Genomic DNA, 18,601 nt, shown 5'->3' on the forward strand with positions numbered 1-18,601 from the left:
TTGAATATGCCGTGGTAATCGCGAGCAGGCTCGCTCCCACAGAAAGATTTATGGCGATTTCGGGGGTTTTGGCAAAACCGTCATGTCGTTCTAATACTAAGGTCGTCTGGAACCTGGCCTTGAGCCGCATAGAGTAGAGTCGTTCCAACTAAAGTCGTGCTGCGAGGATAAAAACAATGAACGACAGCATTTACCTATCGATTCAAAACAGCCCGCGCTTCAAGGAGCTGGTGAGAAAAAGGGAAAGGTTCGCCTGGATTCTTTCGGCGATCATGCTGGGGCTGTATTCCGGCTTCATTCTCCTGATTGCCTACGGGCCACACATACTCGGGGCCAAGATGTCGCCCGAGTTGACGATCACCTGGGGTATTCCCATCGGGATCGGCCTGATCGTCTCGGCCTTCATCCTGACCGGTATTTACGTACGACGCGCCAACGGTGAGTTCGATGAGCTGAACAATGCGATTCTCAAGGAGGCTCAACAATGATCCGGCGTCTAATGGCTCTTTTGAGCATCGCAGCGTTCGCTCCGGGTGCCTGGGCGGCTGAAGCCCTGACCGGGGCCGTGCAGAAGCAACCTCTCAACGTTTCCGCCATCGTCATGTTCGTGGCGTTTGTCGGCTTGACCCTGGGTATCACCTACTGGGCGTCCAAGCGCAGCAAGTCGGCCAGTGACTACTATGCGGCAGGCGGCCGGATCACCGGTTTCCAGAACGGCCTGGCAATCGCCGGTGACTACATGTCGGCGGCGTCCTTCCTGGGGATTTCCGCGCTGGTGTTCGCTTCGGGCTATGACGGTCTGATCTACTCCATCGGTTTCCTGGTGGGCTGGCCGATCATTCTGTTCCTGATCGCCGAGCGGCTGCGTAACCTGGGTAAATACACCTTTGCCGACGTGGCTTCCTATCGCCTGGGCCAGAAGCAGATCCGCACTCTGTCTGCCAGCGGTTCGCTGGTGGTAGTGGCGTTTTACCTGATCGCGCAAATGGTCGGTGCCGGCAAGCTGATCCAGCTGCTGTTCGGCCTCGATTACCACGTTGCGGTCGTCCTGGTGGGTATCCTGATGTGCCTCTATGTGTTGTTCGGCGGCATGCTGGCGACCACCTGGGTACAGATCATCAAGGCGGTGATGTTGCTGTCGGGTGCTTCGTTCATGGCGCTGATGGTCATGAAGCACGTCAACTTCGACTTCAACATGCTCTTCGCCGAAGCGGTCAAGGTTCACCCTAAAGGCGAGGCGATCATGAGCCCTGGCGGTCTGGTGAAGGATCCGGTCTCGGCCTTCTCCCTCGGCCTGGCTCTGATGTTCGGTACCGCTGGCCTGCCACATATCCTGATGCGCTTCTTCACTGTGAGCGACGCCAAGGAAGCGCGTAAGAGCGTGCTGTATGCCACGGGCTTTATCGGTTACTTCTACATCCTGACTTTCATCATCGGCTTCGGCGCGATCTTGCTGGTCAGCACCAACCCGGCCTTCAAGGACGCGGCAGGTGCCTTGCTCGGCGGTAACAACATGGCGGCGGTGCACCTGGCCAACGCCGTGGGCGGCAGCGTCTTCCTGGGCTTCATCTCCGCCGTTGCCTTCGCCACCATCCTGGCGGTCGTTGCAGGCTTGACCCTGGCCGGCGCCTCGGCGGTGTCCCACGACCTGTATGCCAGCGTGATCAAGAAAGGCAAGGCCAACGAGAAGGACGAAATCCGCGTCTCGAAGATCACCACCATCGCCCTGGCGGTGCTGGCGATTGCCTTGGGTATCCTGTTCGAGAAGCAGAACATTGCGTTCATGGTGGGCCTGGCGTTCTCCATCGCGGCGAGCTGCAACTTCCCGGTGCTGTTGCTTTCGATGTACTGGAAGAAGCTGACCACCCGTGGCGCCATGATTGGCGGTTGGATGGGGCTGGTCAGTGCAGTGGGCCTGATGATTCTTGGCCCAACCATCTGGGTACAGATCATGGGCAACGAGAAGCCGATCTATCCGTATGAATACCCGGCGCTGTTCTCGATGATCATCGCGTTCGTGGGTATCTGGTTCTTCTCCATCACCGACAAGTCGACGGCTGCCGACAACGAGCGGGCGCTGTTCTTCCCGCAGTTCGTGCGTTCGCAGACTGGCCTGGGGGCGAGCGGGGCGGTTAACCATTAAGATCTAAGCGACAAGCTTCACGCTTCAAAGGAAATACCCCGGCCGAGAGGCTGGGGTATTTTTTTTTGCGCGGGTTTCGGAGGGTGTCAGATCAATCGCCTTCGCGGGTAAACCCGCTCCCACAGGGGGACGCATTCCCATGTGGGAGCGGGTTTACCCGCGAAGGCGTCGGCCCTGTCAACGGATGAAAGAAGCCAGAAACAAAACAGCCCCCGCTCTTATATAAAGAAGCAGGGGCTGTTTCGATGCAGCTTGAGACTTAGTGCAAGACCTGGGTGTTACTTACGATCTTCCAGCTTGGTGATGTCACGCGACTCGTAGCCGGTGTACAGCTGGCGTGGACGGCCGATCTTGTACGGGCTGGAGAGCATTTCCTTCCAGTGGGAGATCCAGCCCACGGTGCGCGCCAAGGCGAAGATCACGGTGAACATGCTGGTTGGAATGCCGATCGCCTTGAGGATGATCCCCGAGTAGAAGTCGACGTTCGGGTACAGCGAGCGCTCGATGAAGTACGGGTCGGTCAGGGCGATCTCTTCCAGGCGCATGGCCAGTTCGAGTTGCGGATCGTTCTTGATGCCCAGTTCTTTCAAGACTTCGTCGCAGGTCTGCTTCATCACGGTGGCGCGTGGGTCGCGGTTCTTGTAGACCCGGTGACCGAAGCCCATCAGCTTGAACGGATCGTTCTTGTCCTTGGCCTTGGCGATGAACTTGTCGATGTTCGAGACATCGCCGATTTCATCGAGCATGGTCAGCACCGCTTCGTTGGCACCGCCGTGGGCCGGGCCCCAGAGTGCAGCGATACCGGCGGCGATACAGGCGAACGGGTTGGCACCCGAGGAGCCGGCCAGGCGTACGGTGGACGTGGAAGCGTTCTGCTCGTGGTCGGCATGGAGGATGAAGATCCGGTCCATGGCCTTGGCGAGCACCGGGCTGATCGGTTTGATCTCGCACGGGGTGTTGAACATCATATGCAGGAAGTTCTCTGCATAATTGAGGTCGTTGCGCGGGTACATCATGGGTTGGCCCATGGAGTACTTGTAGACCATGGCTGCCAGGGTCGGCATCTTCGCCACCAGGCGGATCGCGGAGATCTCGCGATGCTGGGGGTTATTGATGTCCAGGGAGTCGTGGTAGAAGGCCGAGAGGGCGCCGACAACGCCGCACATGACGGCCATCGGGTGGGCATCGCGACGGAAACCGTTGAAGAAGGACTTCAACTGCTCGTGAACCATGGTGTGGTTCTTCACGGTGCTGACGAACTGGGCCTTTTGCTCTGCGGTCGGCAGTTCGCCGTTGAGCAGCAGGTAGCAGGTTTCCAGGTAGTCCGATTTTTCAGCCAGTTGCTCGATCGGGTAGCCGCGGTGCAGCAGGATGCCGTTATCGCCATCGATGTAGGTGATCTTCGATTCGCACGAGGCGGTCGACATGAAACCCGGGTCGAAGGTGAAACGGCCCGTGGCCGTCAGGCCGCGGACGTCGATTACATCGGGACCAACGGTGCCGGTTAAAATGGGCAGCTCGACGGGGGCTGCGCCCTCGATGATCAACTGCGCTTTTTTGTCAGCCATGTGGCCTCCTATTAATGCTTGGAATCATCAGACAGACCCCCCACGCAGGGCCCGCACCACTATAGTGAGATAAATCCGAATGTCAATTTGCCTAAAGTCTTGCTCCAGAAGGCTTTAAGTAGACTTTTTCCTCGAAATTGCCTGCCGTTTACGCCTTTTGCCGCCCTTGTGCAATGCGCCATCAGTGGAAGGTGAACGCGTTGTCATTAGTAACCTAACTGTCTATACTCGGCAGCCGACCGCCAGGGGCTTTTGGGCCAGCTTTGCTGGGGGTCGTCACTCCCTGGGTGGTGAGTACCTGACCAGTGCGCGCCGCAACAACTTTGCCCTGATTCTTAGGGGCTCTTCAGTGTGAAAAAAGCCGTGAAAAGCCAACGACCTGTAAACCTAGACCTAAGGACCATCAAACTCCCAGTCACTGCTTACACGTCCATTCTTCACCGTATCTCCGGTGTCATCCTCTTCGTCAGCCTGGCCATCATGCTTTATGCATTGGACAAGTCGCTCGACTCGGAAGAAGGCTTCGGTCAGGTGAAAGCGTGTCTGACCAGTCCGCTAGCCAAGCTAGTGATTTGGGGCATCCTGTCCGCCTTGCTGTATCACTTGGTCGCCGGTGTGCGCCACTTGATCATGGACATGGGCATCGGTGAGACGCTGGAAGGCGGCAAGCTGGGCTCGAAAATCGTTATCGCCGTTTCCGTGGTGGTAATTGTTCTGGCAGGAGTCTGGATATGGTAACCAACGTCACGAACCTTTCGCGTTCGGGCCTCTATGACTGGATGGCGCAGCGTGTGTCTGCGGTCGTTCTCGCGGCTTACTTCATTTTCCTGATCGGATATGTCGTAGCAAACCCTGGCCTGGGCTACGCCCAATGGCATGAACTGTTCGCAAGCAACTGGATGCGTATTTTCAGTCTGCTGGCCCTCGTCGCACTGGGCGCTCACGCCTGGGTCGGCATGTGGACCATCGCCACCGACTACCTGACGCAGATGGCGTTCGGCAAGTCGGCGACTGCCGTACGTTTCCTCTTCCAGGCGGTATGCGGCGTTGCGATGTTCGCTTACTTCGTCTGGGGCGTACAGATTCTCTGGGGTATCTGATCCATGGCTAACATTCCAACTATTTCCTTCGACGCCATCATCATTGGTGGCGGCGGTGCCGGTATGCGCGCAGCGCTGCAACTGGCACAGGGCGGTCACAAGACTGCCGTGATCACCAAGGTGTTCCCGACCCGTTCGCACACCGTGTCCGCCCAGGGCGGCATCACCTGCGCCATCGCTTCGGCCGACCCGAACGATGACTGGCGCTGGCATATGTACGATACCGTCAAGGGTTCCGACTACATCGGTGACCAGGACGCTATCGAGTACATGTGTCAGGAAGGCCCGGCCGCCGTGTTCGAGCTGGACCACATGGGCCTGCCGTTCTCGCGTACCGAAACCGGCCGTATCTACCAGCGTCCGTTCGGTGGTCAGTCCAAGGATTACGGCAAGGGCGGTCAGGCTGCGCGTACTTGCGCGGCGTCCGACCGTACCGGTCACGCCCTGCTGCATACCCTTTATCAGGGCAACCTGAAAGCCGGTACCACGTTCCTGAACGAGTACTACGCCGTTGACCTGGTGAAGAACCAGGACGGCGCGTTCGTCGGTGTGATCGCCATCTGCATCGAAACCGGCGAAACCACCTACATCCGCTCCAAGGCCACCGTGCTGGCCACCGGCGGTGCAGGCCGTATCTACGCATCCACCACCAACGCCCTGATCAACACCGGCGACGGCGTTGGCATGGCCCTGCGTGCCGGCGTGCCGGTGCAGGACATCGAGATGTGGCAGTTCCACCCGACCGGCATCGCCGGCGCCGGTGTACTGGTCACCGAAGGCTGCCGTGGTGAAGGCGGTTACCTGATCAACAAGCACGGCGAGCGTTTCATGGAGCGTTATGCTCCGAACGCCAAGGACCTTGCCGGTCGTGACGTCGTGGCCCGTTCGATGGTTAAAGAGATCATCGCCGGCAACGGTTGCGGTCCGAATGGCGACCACGTGATGCTCAAGCTGGACCACCTGGGCGAGGAAGTGCTGCACAGCCGCCTGCCAGGTATCTGCGAACTGTCGAAGACCTTCGCTCACGTCGACCCGGTCGTCGCGCCAGTTCCGGTCGTTCCAACCTGCCACTATATGATGGGCGGCGTTGCCACCAACATTCATGGACAGGCGATCACCCAGGACGCCGAAGGCGTGGACCAGATCATCCCTGGTCTGTTCGCAGTGGGTGAAGTGGCGTGCGTATCGGTTCACGGTGCCAACCGCCTGGGCGGCAACTCGTTGCTCGACCTGGTGGTTTTCGGTCGCGCTGCCGGCCTGCATCTGGAGAAAGCGCTGACCGACGGTATCGAATACCGCGACGCCAGCGACACCGACATCGACGTGGCTCTCAAGCGTCTGGCCGGTCTCAACGAGCGTACCGAAGGCGAAGACGTCGCCACCCTGCGTCGCGAGCTGCAAAGCTGCATGCAGAACTACTTCGGTGTGTTCCGTACCGGCGAGTACATGCAGAAGGGTATCGCCCAGCTGGCGCAACTGCGTGAACGAATCGCCAATGTGAAGATCAACGATAAGTCACAGGCGTTCAACACTGCACGTATCGAAGCGCTGGAGCTGCAGAACCTGCTGGAAGTGGCCGAAGCCACCGCCATCGCGGCAGAAACCCGTAAAGAGTCCCGTGGCGCCCATGCCCGCGAAGACTATGAAGACCGTGACGACGAAAACTGGCTGTGCCACACCTTGTACTTCCCGGGTGAGAAACGTGTCGCCAAGCGTGCCGTGAATTTCTCGCCGAAGACTGTTCCGACTTTCGAACCTAAAGTCCGGACTTATTAAGGGTGACCGCTATGTTGCAAGTCAGTGTTTATCGCTACAACCCTGATCAGGACGCCGCGCCGTTCATGCAGGATTTCCAGGTCGATACCGGTGGTAAGGACCTGATGGTGCTGGACGTGCTGGCCCTGATCAAGGAGCAGGACGAAGGTTTCTCCTATCGTCGTTCCTGCCGCGAGGGTGTTTGCGGCTCCGACGGCATGAACATCAACGGCAAGAACGGCCTGGCCTGCATCACGCCGTTGTCTGCCGTGGTAAAAGGCAACAAGCTGATCGTTCGTCCGCTGCCAGGTTTGCCGGTAATCCGTGACCTGGTCGTCGATATGAGCATCTTCTACAAGCAATACGAGAAGGTGAAGCCATTCCTGCAGAACGACACGCCGGCTCCGGCCATCGAGCGTCTGCAGTCCCCGGAAGAGCGTGAGAAGCTCGACGGTCTGTACGAGTGCATCCTGTGCGCCTGCTGCTCGACCTCGTGCCCATCCTTCTGGTGGAACCCGGACAAGTTCCTGGGCCCGGCTGCCCTGCTGCAAGCGTACCGCTTCCTGGCAGACAGCCGTGACACCAAGACGTCCGAGCGTTTGGCGGCATTGGATGACCCGTTCAGCGTATTCCGCTGCCGCGGGATCATGAACTGCGTCAACGTCTGTCCGAAAGGCCTGAACCCGACCAAGGCCATCGGTCACGTACGTAACATGCTGCTGCAAAACGGCGTGTGATTCAGCTGCTGTACCCGTAGAACCGCTGTACCCGTAGAGGCTAGGGCGCGGGCTTCAACCCGCGTCGTAGCATAACCAGAACAGCCGCTCACAAAGCGGCGGTTCTTATTTTTGAAGAAATGAGACAAGCAGGGGCATCCGGGCTGGTACCCGGACTATCAGCGTGATCCTAAGTGGCTTGTTTTAGTCGCTGCACTCGGACTTCTGCAAGTTTGCTCGGTGTTTTCGCCGGTGGTGTTCCCCTAATCGAGGGTGACCAAGCATGCAAGAAAGCGTGATGCAGCGCATGTGGAACAGTGCCCACCTCTCCGGTGGTAACGCTGCCTATGTGGAAGAGCTCTACGAGCTCTACCTGCACGACCCTAACGCTGTGCCAGAAGAATGGCGCACCTACTTTCAGAAGCTGCCCGCCGACGGTAGCTCTGCCACTGATGTTTCGCACTCGACGATTCGCGATCATTTCGTGCTGCTGGCGAAGAACCAGCGCCGCGCCCAACCGGTATCTGCCGGCAGCGTGAGCAGTGAGCACGAGAAAAAGCAAGTCGAAGTGCTGCGATTGATCCAGGCCTACAGGATGCGAGGCCACCAGGCAGCCCAGCTGGACCCGCTGGGGCTGTGGCAGCGTCCTGCACCTGCAGACCTGTCGATCACTCATTACGGCTTGACCAATGCCGATCTTGATACGACCTTCCGTGCCGGCGACCTGTTCATCGGCAAAGAGGAAGCGAGCCTACGCGAAATTCACGAAGCGTTGCAGCAGACATATTGCCGCACCATCGGCGCTGAGTTCACGCACATCACCGATTCCGAGCAGCGCCAGTGGTTCCAGCAGCGTCTGGAAAGCGTGCGCGGTCGTCCGACGTACTCCGCCGACATCAAGACCCATGTGCTGGAGCGCGTGACGGCCGGTGAAGGCCTGGAGAAATACCTGGGCACCAAATACCCGGGCACCAAGCGTTTCGGCCTGGAAGGCGGCGAAAGCCTGATTCCGATGCTCGACGAGCTGATCCAGCGTTCCGGTTCCTATGGCACCAAGGAAGTCGTCATCGGCATGGCCCACCGTGGTCGTCTGAACGTGCTGGTCAACACCTTCGGCAAGAACCCGCGTGAGCTGTTCGACGAGTTCGAAGGCAAGAAGAAGGTCGAGCTGGGCTCCGGTGACGTGAAATATCACCAGGGCTTCTCGTCCAACGTGATGACCACCGGCGGTGAAGTCCACCTGGCCATGGCGTTCAACCCGTCCCACCTGGAAATCGTTTCCCCGGTGGTCGAGGGTTCGGTTCGCGCCCGCCAGGATCGTCGCAACGACCCGACCGGTGAGAAGGTCCTGCCGATCTCCATCCACGGTGATGCGGCGTTTGCCGGCCAGGGCGTGGTCATGGAAACCTTCCAGATGTCGCAGACCCGCGGTTTCAAGACCGGCGGCACCGTGCACATCGTGATCAACAACCAGGTCGGTTTCACCATCAGCAACCCGCTGGACTCGCGTTCCACCGAGTACGCCACCGACGTCGCAAAAATGATCCAGGCGCCGATCCTCCATGTGAATGGTGATGATCCGGAAGCCGTGCTGTTCGTGACCCAGCTGGCCATCGACTACCGCATGCAGTTCAAGCGTGACGTGGTGATCGACCTGGTCTGCTACCGTCGTCGCGGCCACAACGAAGCGGACGAGCCAAGCGGCACCCAGCCGCTGATGTACCAGCAGATCACCAAGCAGCGCACCACCCGCGAGTTGTATGCCGATCGCCTGATCCAGGACGGTGTAATGGATGCCGAGCGCGTCCAGGCCAAGGTCGACGAATACCGCAACGCGCTGGACAACGGCCTGCACGTTGTGAAAAGCCTGGTCAAGGAGCCGAACAAAGAGCTGTTCGTGGACTGGCGCCCATACCTGGGTCACGCCTGGACGGCACGTCACGACACGCGTTTCGACCTCAAGACCTTGCAGGAATTGTCCGCCAAGCTGCTGGAAATTCCGGAAGGTTTCGTGGTCCAGCGCCAGGTCGCGAAGATCTACGAAGACCGTCAGAAGATGCAAGCCGGTGGCCTGCCGATCAACTGGGGCTATGCCGAAACCATGGCGTACGCGACCCTGGCGTTCGAAGGTCACCCGATCCGCATGACTGGCCAGGACATCGGCCGCGGTACGTTCTCGCACCGTCACGCCGTCCTGCACAACCAGAAAGATGCCAGCACCTACATTCCGCTGAAGAACCTGTACAAGGGCCAGCCGTTGTTCGACCTGTACGACTCCTTCCTGTCGGAAGAGGCCGTACTGGCATTCGAATACGGTTACTCGACCACCACGCCGAACGCGCTGGTGATCTGGGAAGCCCAGTTCGGTGACTTCGCCAACGGTGCACAGGTCGTGATCGACCAGTTCATTACCAGTGGCGAGCACAAGTGGGGTCGTCTCTGCGGCCTGACCATGCTGCTGCCGCACGGCTATGAAGGTCAGGGTCCCGAGCACTCCTCGGCGCGTCTGGAGCGTTACCTGCAATTGTGCGCCGAGCACAACATCCAGGTGTGCATGCCAACCACGCCGGCACAGATCTACCACTTGCTGCGCCGCCAGGTGATTCGTCCGCTGCGCAAGCCTCTGGTCGTCCTGACGCCGAAGTCGCTGCTGCGCCACAAGCTGGCCGTTTCGACGCTCGAAGACCTGGCCGACGGTTCGTTCCAGACCGTTATCCCGGAAATCGATGCCCTGGACCCGAAAAAGGTCGAGCGCATTGTTCTGTGCAGCGGCAAGGTCTACTACGACCTGCTTGAAAAACGCCGTGCAGAAGGCCGTGAAGATATCGCCATCGTGCGTATCGAGCAGTTGTACCCATTCCCTGAGGACGACCTGAAGGAAGTCCTGGCGCCTTACACCAATGCCAAAGCGGCTGTCTGGTGTCAGGAAGAGCCGATGAACCAGGGCGCGTGGTACTGCAGCCAACATCACCTGCGTCGCAGCATCAGCTACCTCAACAAGTCGCTCGTACTCGAATACGCGGGCCGTGAGGCTTCTGCTGCACCTGCATGTGGTTACGCATCGATGCACGCCGAGCAGCAGGAACAACTGCTGCAAGACGCGTTTACCGTTTAACGCCTTCGCGCACCTGAAACCGAATTTAAGGAACCCAAGATAATGGCTATCGAGATCAAAGCCCCCACTTTCCCGGAATCGGTTGCCGATGGCACCGTTGCCACCTGGCACAAGCAACCGGGTGACGCCGTCAAGCGTGACGAACTGATCGTCGACATCGAGACCGACAAGGTTGTATTGGAAGTGCTGGCGACCGCTGACGGTGTTTTGAGCGAAATCAAAAAGGGCGAAGGCGACACCGTCCTGTCGGACGAATTGCTGGGTATCCTCGTTGAAGGCGGTGCTGCTGCCGCTGCTCCGGCCGCCGCCGCTGCTGCTCCTGCTGCTGCCCAGGCTGCTGCTCCAGCTGCCGATGGCGAAGACGATCCGGTTGCTGCGCCTGCTGCCCGCAAGATCGCTGAAGAGAATGGCATCAACATCGCTTCCGTTGCCGGCACCGGCAAGGGTGGTCGTGTGACCAAGGAAGACGTGGTTGCCGCTGTGGCCGCCAAGAAAGCCGCTCCAGCCGCCGCGCCGTCCAAGCCTGCCGCGCCAGCGGCCGCCGCTCCGGTGTTCGCTGCCGGTGATCGCGTTGAAAAACGCGTTCCGATGACCCGCCTGCGTGCCAAGGTTGCCGAGCGTCTGGTCGAAGCCCAGTCGAACATGGCGATGCTGACCACCTTCAACGAAGTCGACATGACTGAAGTCATGGCACTGCGTTCGAAGTACAAGGACCTGTTCGAGAAGAGCCACAACGGCGTACGCCTGGGCTTCATGTCGTTCTTCGTCAAGGCTGCCACCGAAGCGCTGAAACGCTTCCCGGCGGTCAACGCGTCGATCGATGGTTCCGACATCGTCTACCACGGTTATGCCGACATCGGTGTGGCTGTTTCCAGCGACCGTGGCCTGGTGGTTCCGGTACTGCGCAACGCCGAGCTGATGAGCCTGGCCGAAATCGAAGGCGGCATCGCCACCTTCGGCAAGAAAGCCCGTGACGGTAAACTGTCCATCGAAGAGATGACCGGCGGTACGTTCACCATCACCAACGGTGGTACATTCGGTTCGATGATGTCGACCCCGATCGTCAACCCGCCACAAGCGGCGATCCTGGGGATGCACAACATCATCCAGCGTCCGATGGCAATCAACGGTCAAGTCGTGATTCGTCCGATGATGTACCTGGCACTGTCCTACGATCACCGTCTGATCGACGGTAAAGAAGCCGTGACGTTCCTGGTGACCATCAAGAACCTGCTTGAAGATCCGGCTCGCCTGCTGCTGGATATCTGATTTCACTGCGAGGGCCGGTCGGTTGACCGGCCCCTTGCTGAAACAACCGGTTTCGTCCCACGACGGTCACCACAAGTGGCCGTTCGGTTTGATTCGAAAAGGAATGACTCATGACTCAGAAATTCGACGTGGTAGTGATTGGTGCGGGCCCTGGTGGCTATGTAGCGGCCATCAAGGCTGCGCAACTTGGCCTGACCACTGCCTGCATCGAGAAATACACCGACAGCGAGGGCAAGCAAGCCCTGGGCGGTACTTGCCTGAACGTCGGTTGCATTCCTTCCAAGGCGCTGCTGGACAGCTCCTGGAAATACAAGGAAGCGAAAGAAAGCTTCAACGTCCATGGCATTTCCACCGGCGAAGTCAAGATGGACGTCGCCGCGATGGTTGGCCGCAAGGCTGGCATCGTCAAGAACCTGACTGGCGGCGTTGCTACCCTGTTCAAGGCCAACGGCGTGACCTCGATCCAGGGCCACGGCAAGCTGCTGCTGGGCAAGAAAGTCGAAGTGACCAAGCCCGACGGCTCGGTTGAAGTGATCGAAGCCGAGAACGTCATCCTGGCCCCGGGTTCGCGTCCGATCGACATCCCACCGGCGCCAGTCGATCAGAAAGTGATCGTCGACTCCACCGGCGCCCTGGAATTCCAGTCCGTGCCGAAACGCCTGGGCGTGATCGGCGCCGGTGTGATCGGCCTCGAGCTGGGTTCGGTATGGTCGCGCCTGGGTGCGCAAGTGACCGTGCTCGAAGCCCTCGACACCTTCCTGATGGCCGCCGACACCGCGGTTTCCAAGGAAGCGCTGAAGACCCTGACCAAGCAAGGCCTGGACATCAAGCTGGGCGCTCGCGTGACCGGTTCCAAGGTCAACGGCGAAGAAGTCGTGGTCAACTACACCGACGCCAATGGCGAACAGACTATCACGTTCGACAAGCTGATCGTCGCGGTCGGCCGTCGTCCGGTGACCACCGACCTGCTGGCTTCCGATTGCGGCGTAGTGATCGATGAGCGTGGTTTCATCGCGGTCGACGATCATTGCGCCACCGACGTACCGGGCGTCTACGCCATCGGTGACGTGGTTCGCGGCATGATGCTGGCCCACAAGGCCTCCGAAGAAGGCATCATGGTCGTCGAGCGTATCAAGGGCCACAAGGCCCAGATGAACTACGACCTGATCCCATCGGTTATCTACACCCACCCGGAAATCGCATGGGTCGGTAAAACCGAGCAGACCTTGAAAGGCGAGGGCGTCGAGGTTAACGTCGGCACCTTCCCGTTCGCCGCCAGTGGCCGTGCCATGGCAGCCAACGATACCGGCGGTTTCGTGAAAGTCATCGCCGATGCCAAGACGGATCGCGTGTTGGGCGTTCACGTCATCGGCCCGAGCGCTGCCGAGCTGGTACAGCAAGGCGCGATCGCTATGGAATTCGGCACCAGCGCTGAAGACCTGGGCATGATGGTCTTCTCCCATCCGACCCTGTCCGAAGCCTTGCACGAAGCGGCCCTGGCCGTAAATGGCGGCGCCATCCACGTGGCCAACCGCAAGAAGCGTTAACCGATAATAAGAAACCACGGCGGTTCGGCCCGTCGTGAGCCTTGCGAGCAAGACTCACCGCGGAATGTCCGCTGGACGCAGTCTTGCGTAGCTCTGCCGGTTCACCGGAAGGCTACGCAAGCAGCAGTCACAGGTGGTGCGGCACTAAACTGGTGCAGCACCGAATGCGCAGTACCTAACGAAGACGGTAATAAGCATGAATCTTCACGAGTATCAGGGTAAGCAGCTGTTCGCTGAGTACGGCCTGCCAGTATCCACAGGCTACGCGGTAGACACCCCGGAAGCGGCAGCAGAAGCTTGCGACAAAATCGGCGGCAGCGAGTGGGTTGTCAAAGCCCAGGTTCACGCCGGTGGTCGCGGTAAAGCGGGCGGCGTAAAGCTGGTTCGCAGCAAAGAAGACGCCAAAGCCTTCGCACAGCAGTGGCTGGGCAAGCGTCTGGTGACCTACCAGACTGACGCCAACGGTCAGCCGGTCACCAAAATCCTGGTTGAATCGTGCACTGATATCGCTAAAGAGCTGTACCTGGGCGCTGTCGTCGACCGTTCGAGCCGCCGCATCGTGTTCATGGCTTCCACCGAAGGTGGCGTGGACATCGAGAAAATCGCTCACGACACTCCAGAAAAAATTCTGAAAGCCACTATCGATCCACTGGTTGGCGCTCAGCCATTCCAGGGTCGCGAGCTGGCATTCCAGCTGGGCCTGGAAGGCAAGCAGGTCACTCAGTTCGCCAAGATCTTCGTAGGTCTGGCCAAGCTGTTCCAGGACCATGACCTGGCGCTGCTGGAAGTGAACCCGCTGGTGATCAAGGCCGACGGCGACCTGCACTGCCTCGATGCCAAGATCAACATCGACGCCAACGCCATGTACCGTCAGCCTAAGCTGAAGACTTTCCACGATCCGTCCCAGGACGATCCGCGCGAAGCGCACGCTGCCAAGTTCGAACTGAACTACGTGGCCCTGGAAGGTAACATCGGCTGCATGGTCAACGGTGCCGGCCTGGCCATGGGTACCATGGACATCGTCAACCTGCACGGCGGCAAGCCAGCCAACTTCCTCGACGTGGGCGGCGGTGCTACCAAGGAACGCGTAACCGAAGCGTTCAAGATCATCCTGTCCGACACCAATGTCGCTGCAGTGCTGGTCAACATCTTCGGCGGCATCGTTCGTTGCGACATGATTGCCGAAGGCATCATCGGCGCCGTGAAAGAAGTCGGCGTGAAAATCCCGGTTGTTGTTCGCCTCGAAGGCAACAACGCTGAGCTGGGCGCTAAAGTACTGGCAGAAAGCGGTTTGAACATCATCGCTGCTACCAGCCTGACCGACGCTGCTCAACAAGTCGTCAAAGCTGCGGAGGGCAAATAATGAGCGTCCTGATCAATAAAGACACCAAGGTTATCTGCCAGGGTATTACCGGTTCGCAAGGTAGTTTCCACACCCAGCAAGCCATCGAGTACGGCACCCAGATGGTTGGCGGCGTAACTCCGGGCAAAGGCGGCACCGAGCACCTGGGCCTACCTGTCTTCAACACCGTCAAGGACGCTGTTGCTGCCACTGGCGCTACCGCCAGCGTAATCTACGTTCCGGCTCCTTTCTGCAAGGACTCCATCCTGGAAGCGGCGTTCGGCGGCATCAAGCTGATCGTGTGCATCACCGAAGGCATCCCGACCATCGACATGCTGGAAGCCAAGGTCAAGTGCGACGAGCTGGGTATCACCCTGATCGGCCCTAACTGCCCAGGCGTGATCACCCCAGGCGAGTGCAAGATCGGCATCATGCCAGGTCACATTCACTTGCCAGGCAAAGTCGGTATCGTTTCCCGTTCCGGCACCCTGACTTACGAAGCCGTGAAGCAGACCACTGACGCCGGTTTCGGTCAGTCCACCTGCGTCGGCATCGGTGGTGACCCGATCCCGGGCTCCAACTTCATCGACATCCTGAAGCTGTTCCAGGAAGACCCGAAGACCGAAGCGATCGTGATGATCGGTGAGATCGGCGGTTCCGCTGAAGAAGAAGCCGCAGCCTTCATCAAGGCCAACGTGACCAAGCCGGTTGTTTCCTACATCGCAGGTGTGACTGCTCCTCCGGGCAAGCGCATGGGCCATGCTGGCGCAATCATCTCTGGCGGCAAAGGCACTGCAGACGAGAAATTCGCCGCACTGCAAGACGCAGGCGTGAAAACCGTGCGTTCGCTGGCAGACATCGGCAAGGCCCTGGCCGAGCTGACTGGCTGGGAAATGAAGAAGTAAGCTTCGGCTGACCTTTTCGTTCCAGCAACAAAGGCCACCTTCGGGTGGCCTTTGTCGTTTTCGAATCATGGGAAGTACAGATCCAATGTGGGAGCGGGCTTGCTCGCGAATGGGGCGTGTCAGGCACATATTTGTCGCTGACATTCCGCATTCGCGAGCAAGCCCGCTCCCACAAGTATTGACGCTGTCATAGGAGTCGTCCTTTACATGCAAAAACGCGACACGGAAATGTCGTGTATCGGATACTTCGCCCCTTAACAGTGCGTTTGTCGCTCAAATTCGTTAGGCTAGCGTCCATTTTTGCGCTCGCAGCTCACAAGGAAGCGGCGCGCTAAACGGGTCGGTCTTATACGGACCGACAGCATTTCCCTCACCCATAAGGGAAATCCCTCTCTAAATTCCGATTCAGTAGTGTGGTTTCCTTAATGAAAGTGTTGAAAGGCCAGGACATCCTGGCGCTTGGTTTCATGACCTTTGCCCTGTTCGTCGGGGCCGGTAACATCATCTTCCCGCCTATCGTCGGTTTGCAGTCCGGGCCTCATGTCTGGATGGCGGCGTTGGGCTTCCTGATCACCGCCGTCGGATTGCCGGTCATTACCGTCGTTGCGCTGGCCAAGGTCGGTGGGGCGATGGATGCCTTGAGCAGCCCCATCGGCAAGATCGCCGGTGGCCTGCTGGCGGCGGTCTGCTACCTCGCTGTCGGCCCGCTGTTCGCCACGCCACGTACCGCCACCGTCTCGTTCGAAGTCGGCCTGGCGCCGCTGACCGGTGAAAGCCCGCTGGCGCTGTTTCTCTACAGCGCCGTGTATTTCCTGGTGGTATTTTTCATCTCGCTTTATCCGGGCCGGCTGCTCGACACGGTCGGACGCTTCCTCGCGCCGCTGAAAATCATCGCCCTGGCCGTGCTGGGTATCGCCGCGTTTGCCTTGCCCGCCGGCGATATCGGCGTGGCAACGCCGGAGTACGTGGCGGCGCCGTTCTCCCAAGGGTTCATCAATGGTTACCTGACCATGGACACCCTGGGGGCGCTGGTATTCGGTATCGTCATTGTGAACGCGATCCGTTCCCGGGGCGTCGAGTCGCCGACCCTGATCACCCGCTACGCCATCATTGCCGGGCTGATCGCCGGAGTGGGCCTGGCATTGGTCTACGTCAGCCTGTTCCGCCTGGGCTCGGGCAGCCACGAAGTGGCCATGGGCGCGACGAATGGCGCCGCGGTTCTGCATGCCTATGTACAACATACGTTTGGTGGCCTGGGCAGCGGTTTCCTGGCCGTGCTGATCTCCCTGGCTTGCCTGGTGACCGCTGTCGGCCTGACCTGCGCCTGCGCGGAATATTTCAGCCGCGTCCTGCCCCTGTCCTACAAGACCCTGGTCGTGATCCTGGCAGCGTTTTCGCTGCTGGTGTCCAACCTGGGCCTGACCAAACTGATCGCGTTCTCGATCCCGGTCCTGACCGCAATCTACCCACCCTGCATCGCTCTGGTGGCCCTGAGTTTCTGCAAGGACTTCTGGCACGAGCAGGGTCGCATCGTTGGCCCGGTAATGCTGGTGTCGCTGCTGTTCGGCCTGGTCGACGCCCTCAAGGGAGCCGGGCTGGCGGATTGGATGCCGACGCAATTGGCTCACTTGCCATTGAGCGAGCAAGGCCTGGCGTGGCTGGTGCCGTCGGTGATGACCCTGGCAGTCGCCGTGCTGTGTGATCGCCTGTTGGGCAAGCGCAGCGAAGCGTTGGCTTAAGCTTTATCGGTAACACTGAAATGCCTCGTATCAATCGATACGGGGCATTTTTTTTGGATGCGGTGTCTTTTTTTGTGAGTTAACGTCGAAGCAGTGTTCTGAAAGGTTTACGCAGAACCTGTGAGAGCGGGCTTGCTCGCGAATACGGAGTGTCAGCGACAAATATGTGCCTGACACAACGCATTCGCGAGCAAGTCCGCTCCCACAAGGGTTCACCGCAAGCTGCTCTATGTTCACGTCATACAAGGTATCGAATGTCATTCATCCAAGCCAATCTGACTCATCTTCTCGCCGCCGTCTGGTTCATCGTCTGCTGGGGCGGTTATACCCGTTATGCCACGTGGAAGGCCCGTGACACGGCTTGCCTGGCCAGTGTGATGCATCTGTATCGGGAAGACTGGATGCGCCGGATGCTGCTGCGCGAGAACCGTATCGCCGATGCCAGCGTGATTGGCAACCTGGAGCGCAATGCCTCGTTCTTCGCATCCAGCACGCTGATCATCCTGGCCGGTATTCTGACGGTTCTGGGGGCGTCGGATCGGGCGGTGTCGTTGCTGGCGGACCTGCCGCTGGTGCAGCAGGCTTCCCAAGGGTTGGCGGAAGTCAAGTTGTTGTGTCTGGCCCTGGTGTTTGTCTATGCGTTCTTCACCTTCAGTTGGTGCATGCGTCAATACAACTTCGCGGCGGTCCTGGTGGGATCGGCGCCGATGATTGGTGAGCGACATGTGTCGGAGCAGGAGCGCAAGGCCTTTGCGTTGCGAGCGGCGCGGGTTATCTCGATGGCGGCCAACCAGTTCAACTTTGGCCTGCGTTCTTATTATTTCGGCATGTCCATGTTGGTGTGGTTCGTCAGCCCCTGGTTATTCATGTTGATGAGTGCAGGTGTGGTATTCGTGCTTTACCGTCGGGAATTTCATTCCGATGTGTTGGAGGTGATGGTCTACACCCCGACTGAAGCGCCACCCGCCGAAGTTGCCAAGGACGTGGCCTGAGCGATTGGCCTATGCCGAATCGCAGGCAAAAGAAAACCCGCACCAGGCGGGTTTTCTTTCGCCGCTAAAACCGGATCAGTTGGTTTTAGGTGCGGTAGCCGGCGGGGTGGCAGGGGCTTGTTCCTGCGTGGCGGCTTTGTTCGCTTCCGCCTGATCTTTGGCAGCTTCGGCGTTTTCTTTCGCCGCGTCGTTTACTTTACCCTGTGCTTCGTTCATTTTTTCCTGAGCTTGCTCAGAATGTTGTGCGGCATCTTGAGCTTTGTCTTCGGATTTTTTATCGCAGGCAGCGAGACCGAGGGAGGCGGCCAACATCAAGGCAACAGCTAAAGTCTTACGCATGGGGTGTTTCTCCTTATGGAAATAACTACTGGCCTTTTGAGCCATACCCCTTGGGTTAAGTTCCTCATTTG

15 protein-coding genes are annotated in these 18,601 nt (G+C 59.1%); 13 read left to right on the forward strand and 2 right to left on the reverse strand.

Features of this window, described 5'->3' with window-relative positions; translation table 11 throughout:
• Nucleotides 1-176: 176 nt before the first annotated feature.
• Both AD666_RS08080 and AD666_RS08085 read left to right on the forward strand, forming a co-directional pair.
• Entirely contained in the window at nucleotides 177-488 is a 312-nt protein-coding gene (locus AD666_RS08080; protein WP_053149951.1) for a DUF485 domain-containing protein, read from the forward strand.
• Nucleotides 485-2,143, forward strand: coding sequence for a cation acetate symporter (locus AD666_RS08085; RefSeq protein ID WP_053149954.1), 1,659 nt, complete (start codon nucleotides 485-487; stop codon nucleotides 2,141-2,143). Before AD666_RS08080 ends, AD666_RS08085 begins: the two co-directional genes overlap by 4 nt.
• Before the next feature lie 278 nt (nucleotides 2,144-2,421).
• Here AD666_RS08085 and gltA read toward each other — a convergent pair whose 3' ends face one another.
• On the reverse strand, nucleotides 2,422-3,711 hold the full coding sequence (gene gltA, locus AD666_RS08090) for a citrate synthase (protein WP_053149956.1): 1,290 nt from the start codon (nucleotides 3,709-3,711) through the stop codon (nucleotides 2,422-2,424).
• A gap of 351 nt (nucleotides 3,712-4,062) precedes the next feature.
• Between gltA and sdhC the strand changes: the two genes are divergently transcribed.
• From sdhC to AD666_RS08145, 11 genes are all read left to right on the forward strand, one after another.
• Nucleotides 4,063-4,449 carry a succinate dehydrogenase, cytochrome b556 subunit gene (sdhC, locus tag AD666_RS08095; RefSeq protein WP_172679607.1) on the forward strand — a complete coding sequence of 129 codons (387 nt, stop codon included), beginning with the start codon at nucleotides 4,063-4,065 and terminating at the stop codon, nucleotides 4,447-4,449.
• On the forward strand, nucleotides 4,443-4,811 hold the full coding sequence (gene sdhD / locus AD666_RS08100; RefSeq protein ID WP_047698960.1) for a succinate dehydrogenase, hydrophobic membrane anchor protein: 369 nt from the start codon (nucleotides 4,443-4,445) through the stop codon (nucleotides 4,809-4,811). Before sdhC ends, sdhD begins: the two co-directional genes overlap by 7 nt.
• Before the next feature lie 3 nt (nucleotides 4,812-4,814).
• Nucleotides 4,815-6,587 (forward strand): succinate dehydrogenase flavoprotein subunit, encoded by a 1,773-nt coding sequence (gene sdhA, locus AD666_RS08105; RefSeq protein WP_053149959.1) that lies wholly within the window; start codon nucleotides 4,815-4,817, stop codon nucleotides 6,585-6,587.
• Nucleotides 6,588-6,598: 11 nt separating this feature from the next.
• The gene (locus tag AD666_RS08110; protein WP_039594133.1) at nucleotides 6,599-7,303 is read left to right on the forward strand and encodes a succinate dehydrogenase iron-sulfur subunit; all 705 of its coding nucleotides are present in this window, start codon (nucleotides 6,599-6,601) and stop codon (nucleotides 7,301-7,303) included.
• Between the two features lie 262 nt (nucleotides 7,304-7,565).
• Nucleotides 7,566-10,397, forward strand: coding sequence for a 2-oxoglutarate dehydrogenase E1 component (locus AD666_RS08115; protein WP_053149963.1), 2,832 nt, complete (start codon nucleotides 7,566-7,568; stop codon nucleotides 10,395-10,397).
• Nucleotides 10,398-10,439: 42 nt separating this feature from the next.
• Entirely contained in the window at nucleotides 10,440-11,666 is a 1,227-nt protein-coding gene (gene odhB, locus AD666_RS08120) for a 2-oxoglutarate dehydrogenase complex dihydrolipoyllysine-residue succinyltransferase (protein ID WP_053149966.1), read from the forward strand.
• A gap of 110 nt (nucleotides 11,667-11,776) precedes the next feature.
• Complete coding sequence (lpdA, locus tag AD666_RS08125; protein ID WP_053149969.1) at nucleotides 11,777-13,213, forward strand: dihydrolipoyl dehydrogenase; 1,437 nt, start codon at nucleotides 11,777-11,779, stop codon at nucleotides 13,211-13,213.
• A 196-nt stretch (nucleotides 13,214-13,409) separates the two neighbouring features.
• Complete coding sequence (gene sucC, locus AD666_RS08130) at nucleotides 13,410-14,576, forward strand: ADP-forming succinate--CoA ligase subunit beta (RefSeq protein WP_003179235.1); 1,167 nt, start codon at nucleotides 13,410-13,412, stop codon at nucleotides 14,574-14,576.
• Nucleotides 14,576-15,460 (forward strand): succinate--CoA ligase subunit alpha, encoded by an 885-nt coding sequence (gene sucD, locus AD666_RS08135; RefSeq protein WP_053149972.1) that lies wholly within the window; start codon nucleotides 14,576-14,578, stop codon nucleotides 15,458-15,460. The genes sucC and sucD overlap by 1 nt, the downstream gene beginning before the upstream one ends.
• A gap of 425 nt (nucleotides 15,461-15,885) precedes the next feature.
• Nucleotides 15,886-17,199, forward strand: a complete 1,314-nt coding sequence (gene brnQ / locus AD666_RS08140; RefSeq protein ID WP_053149975.1) for a branched-chain amino acid transport system II carrier protein — start codon at nucleotides 15,886-15,888, stop codon at nucleotides 17,197-17,199.
• A 254-nt stretch (nucleotides 17,200-17,453) separates the two neighbouring features.
• A complete protein-coding gene (locus AD666_RS08145; RefSeq protein WP_053149977.1) occupies nucleotides 17,454-18,191 on the forward strand; it encodes a DUF599 domain-containing protein in 738 nt (245 codons plus the stop codon).
• Between the two features lie 75 nt (nucleotides 18,192-18,266).
• On the opposite strand, the gene AD666_RS08150 is transcribed toward AD666_RS08145, so the two are convergent.
• Nucleotides 18,267-18,530 carry a hypothetical protein gene (locus AD666_RS08150; protein WP_053149980.1) on the reverse strand — a complete coding sequence of 88 codons (264 nt, stop codon included), beginning with the start codon at nucleotides 18,528-18,530 and terminating at the stop codon, nucleotides 18,267-18,269.
• Nucleotides 18,531-18,601: the final 71 nt, after the last annotated feature.

The sequence above is a fragment of the Pseudomonas sp. Pf153 genome, from assembly GCF_001269775.1.
Taxonomy (GTDB): domain Bacteria; phylum Pseudomonadota; class Gammaproteobacteria; order Pseudomonadales; family Pseudomonadaceae; genus Aquipseudomonas; species Aquipseudomonas uvaldensis.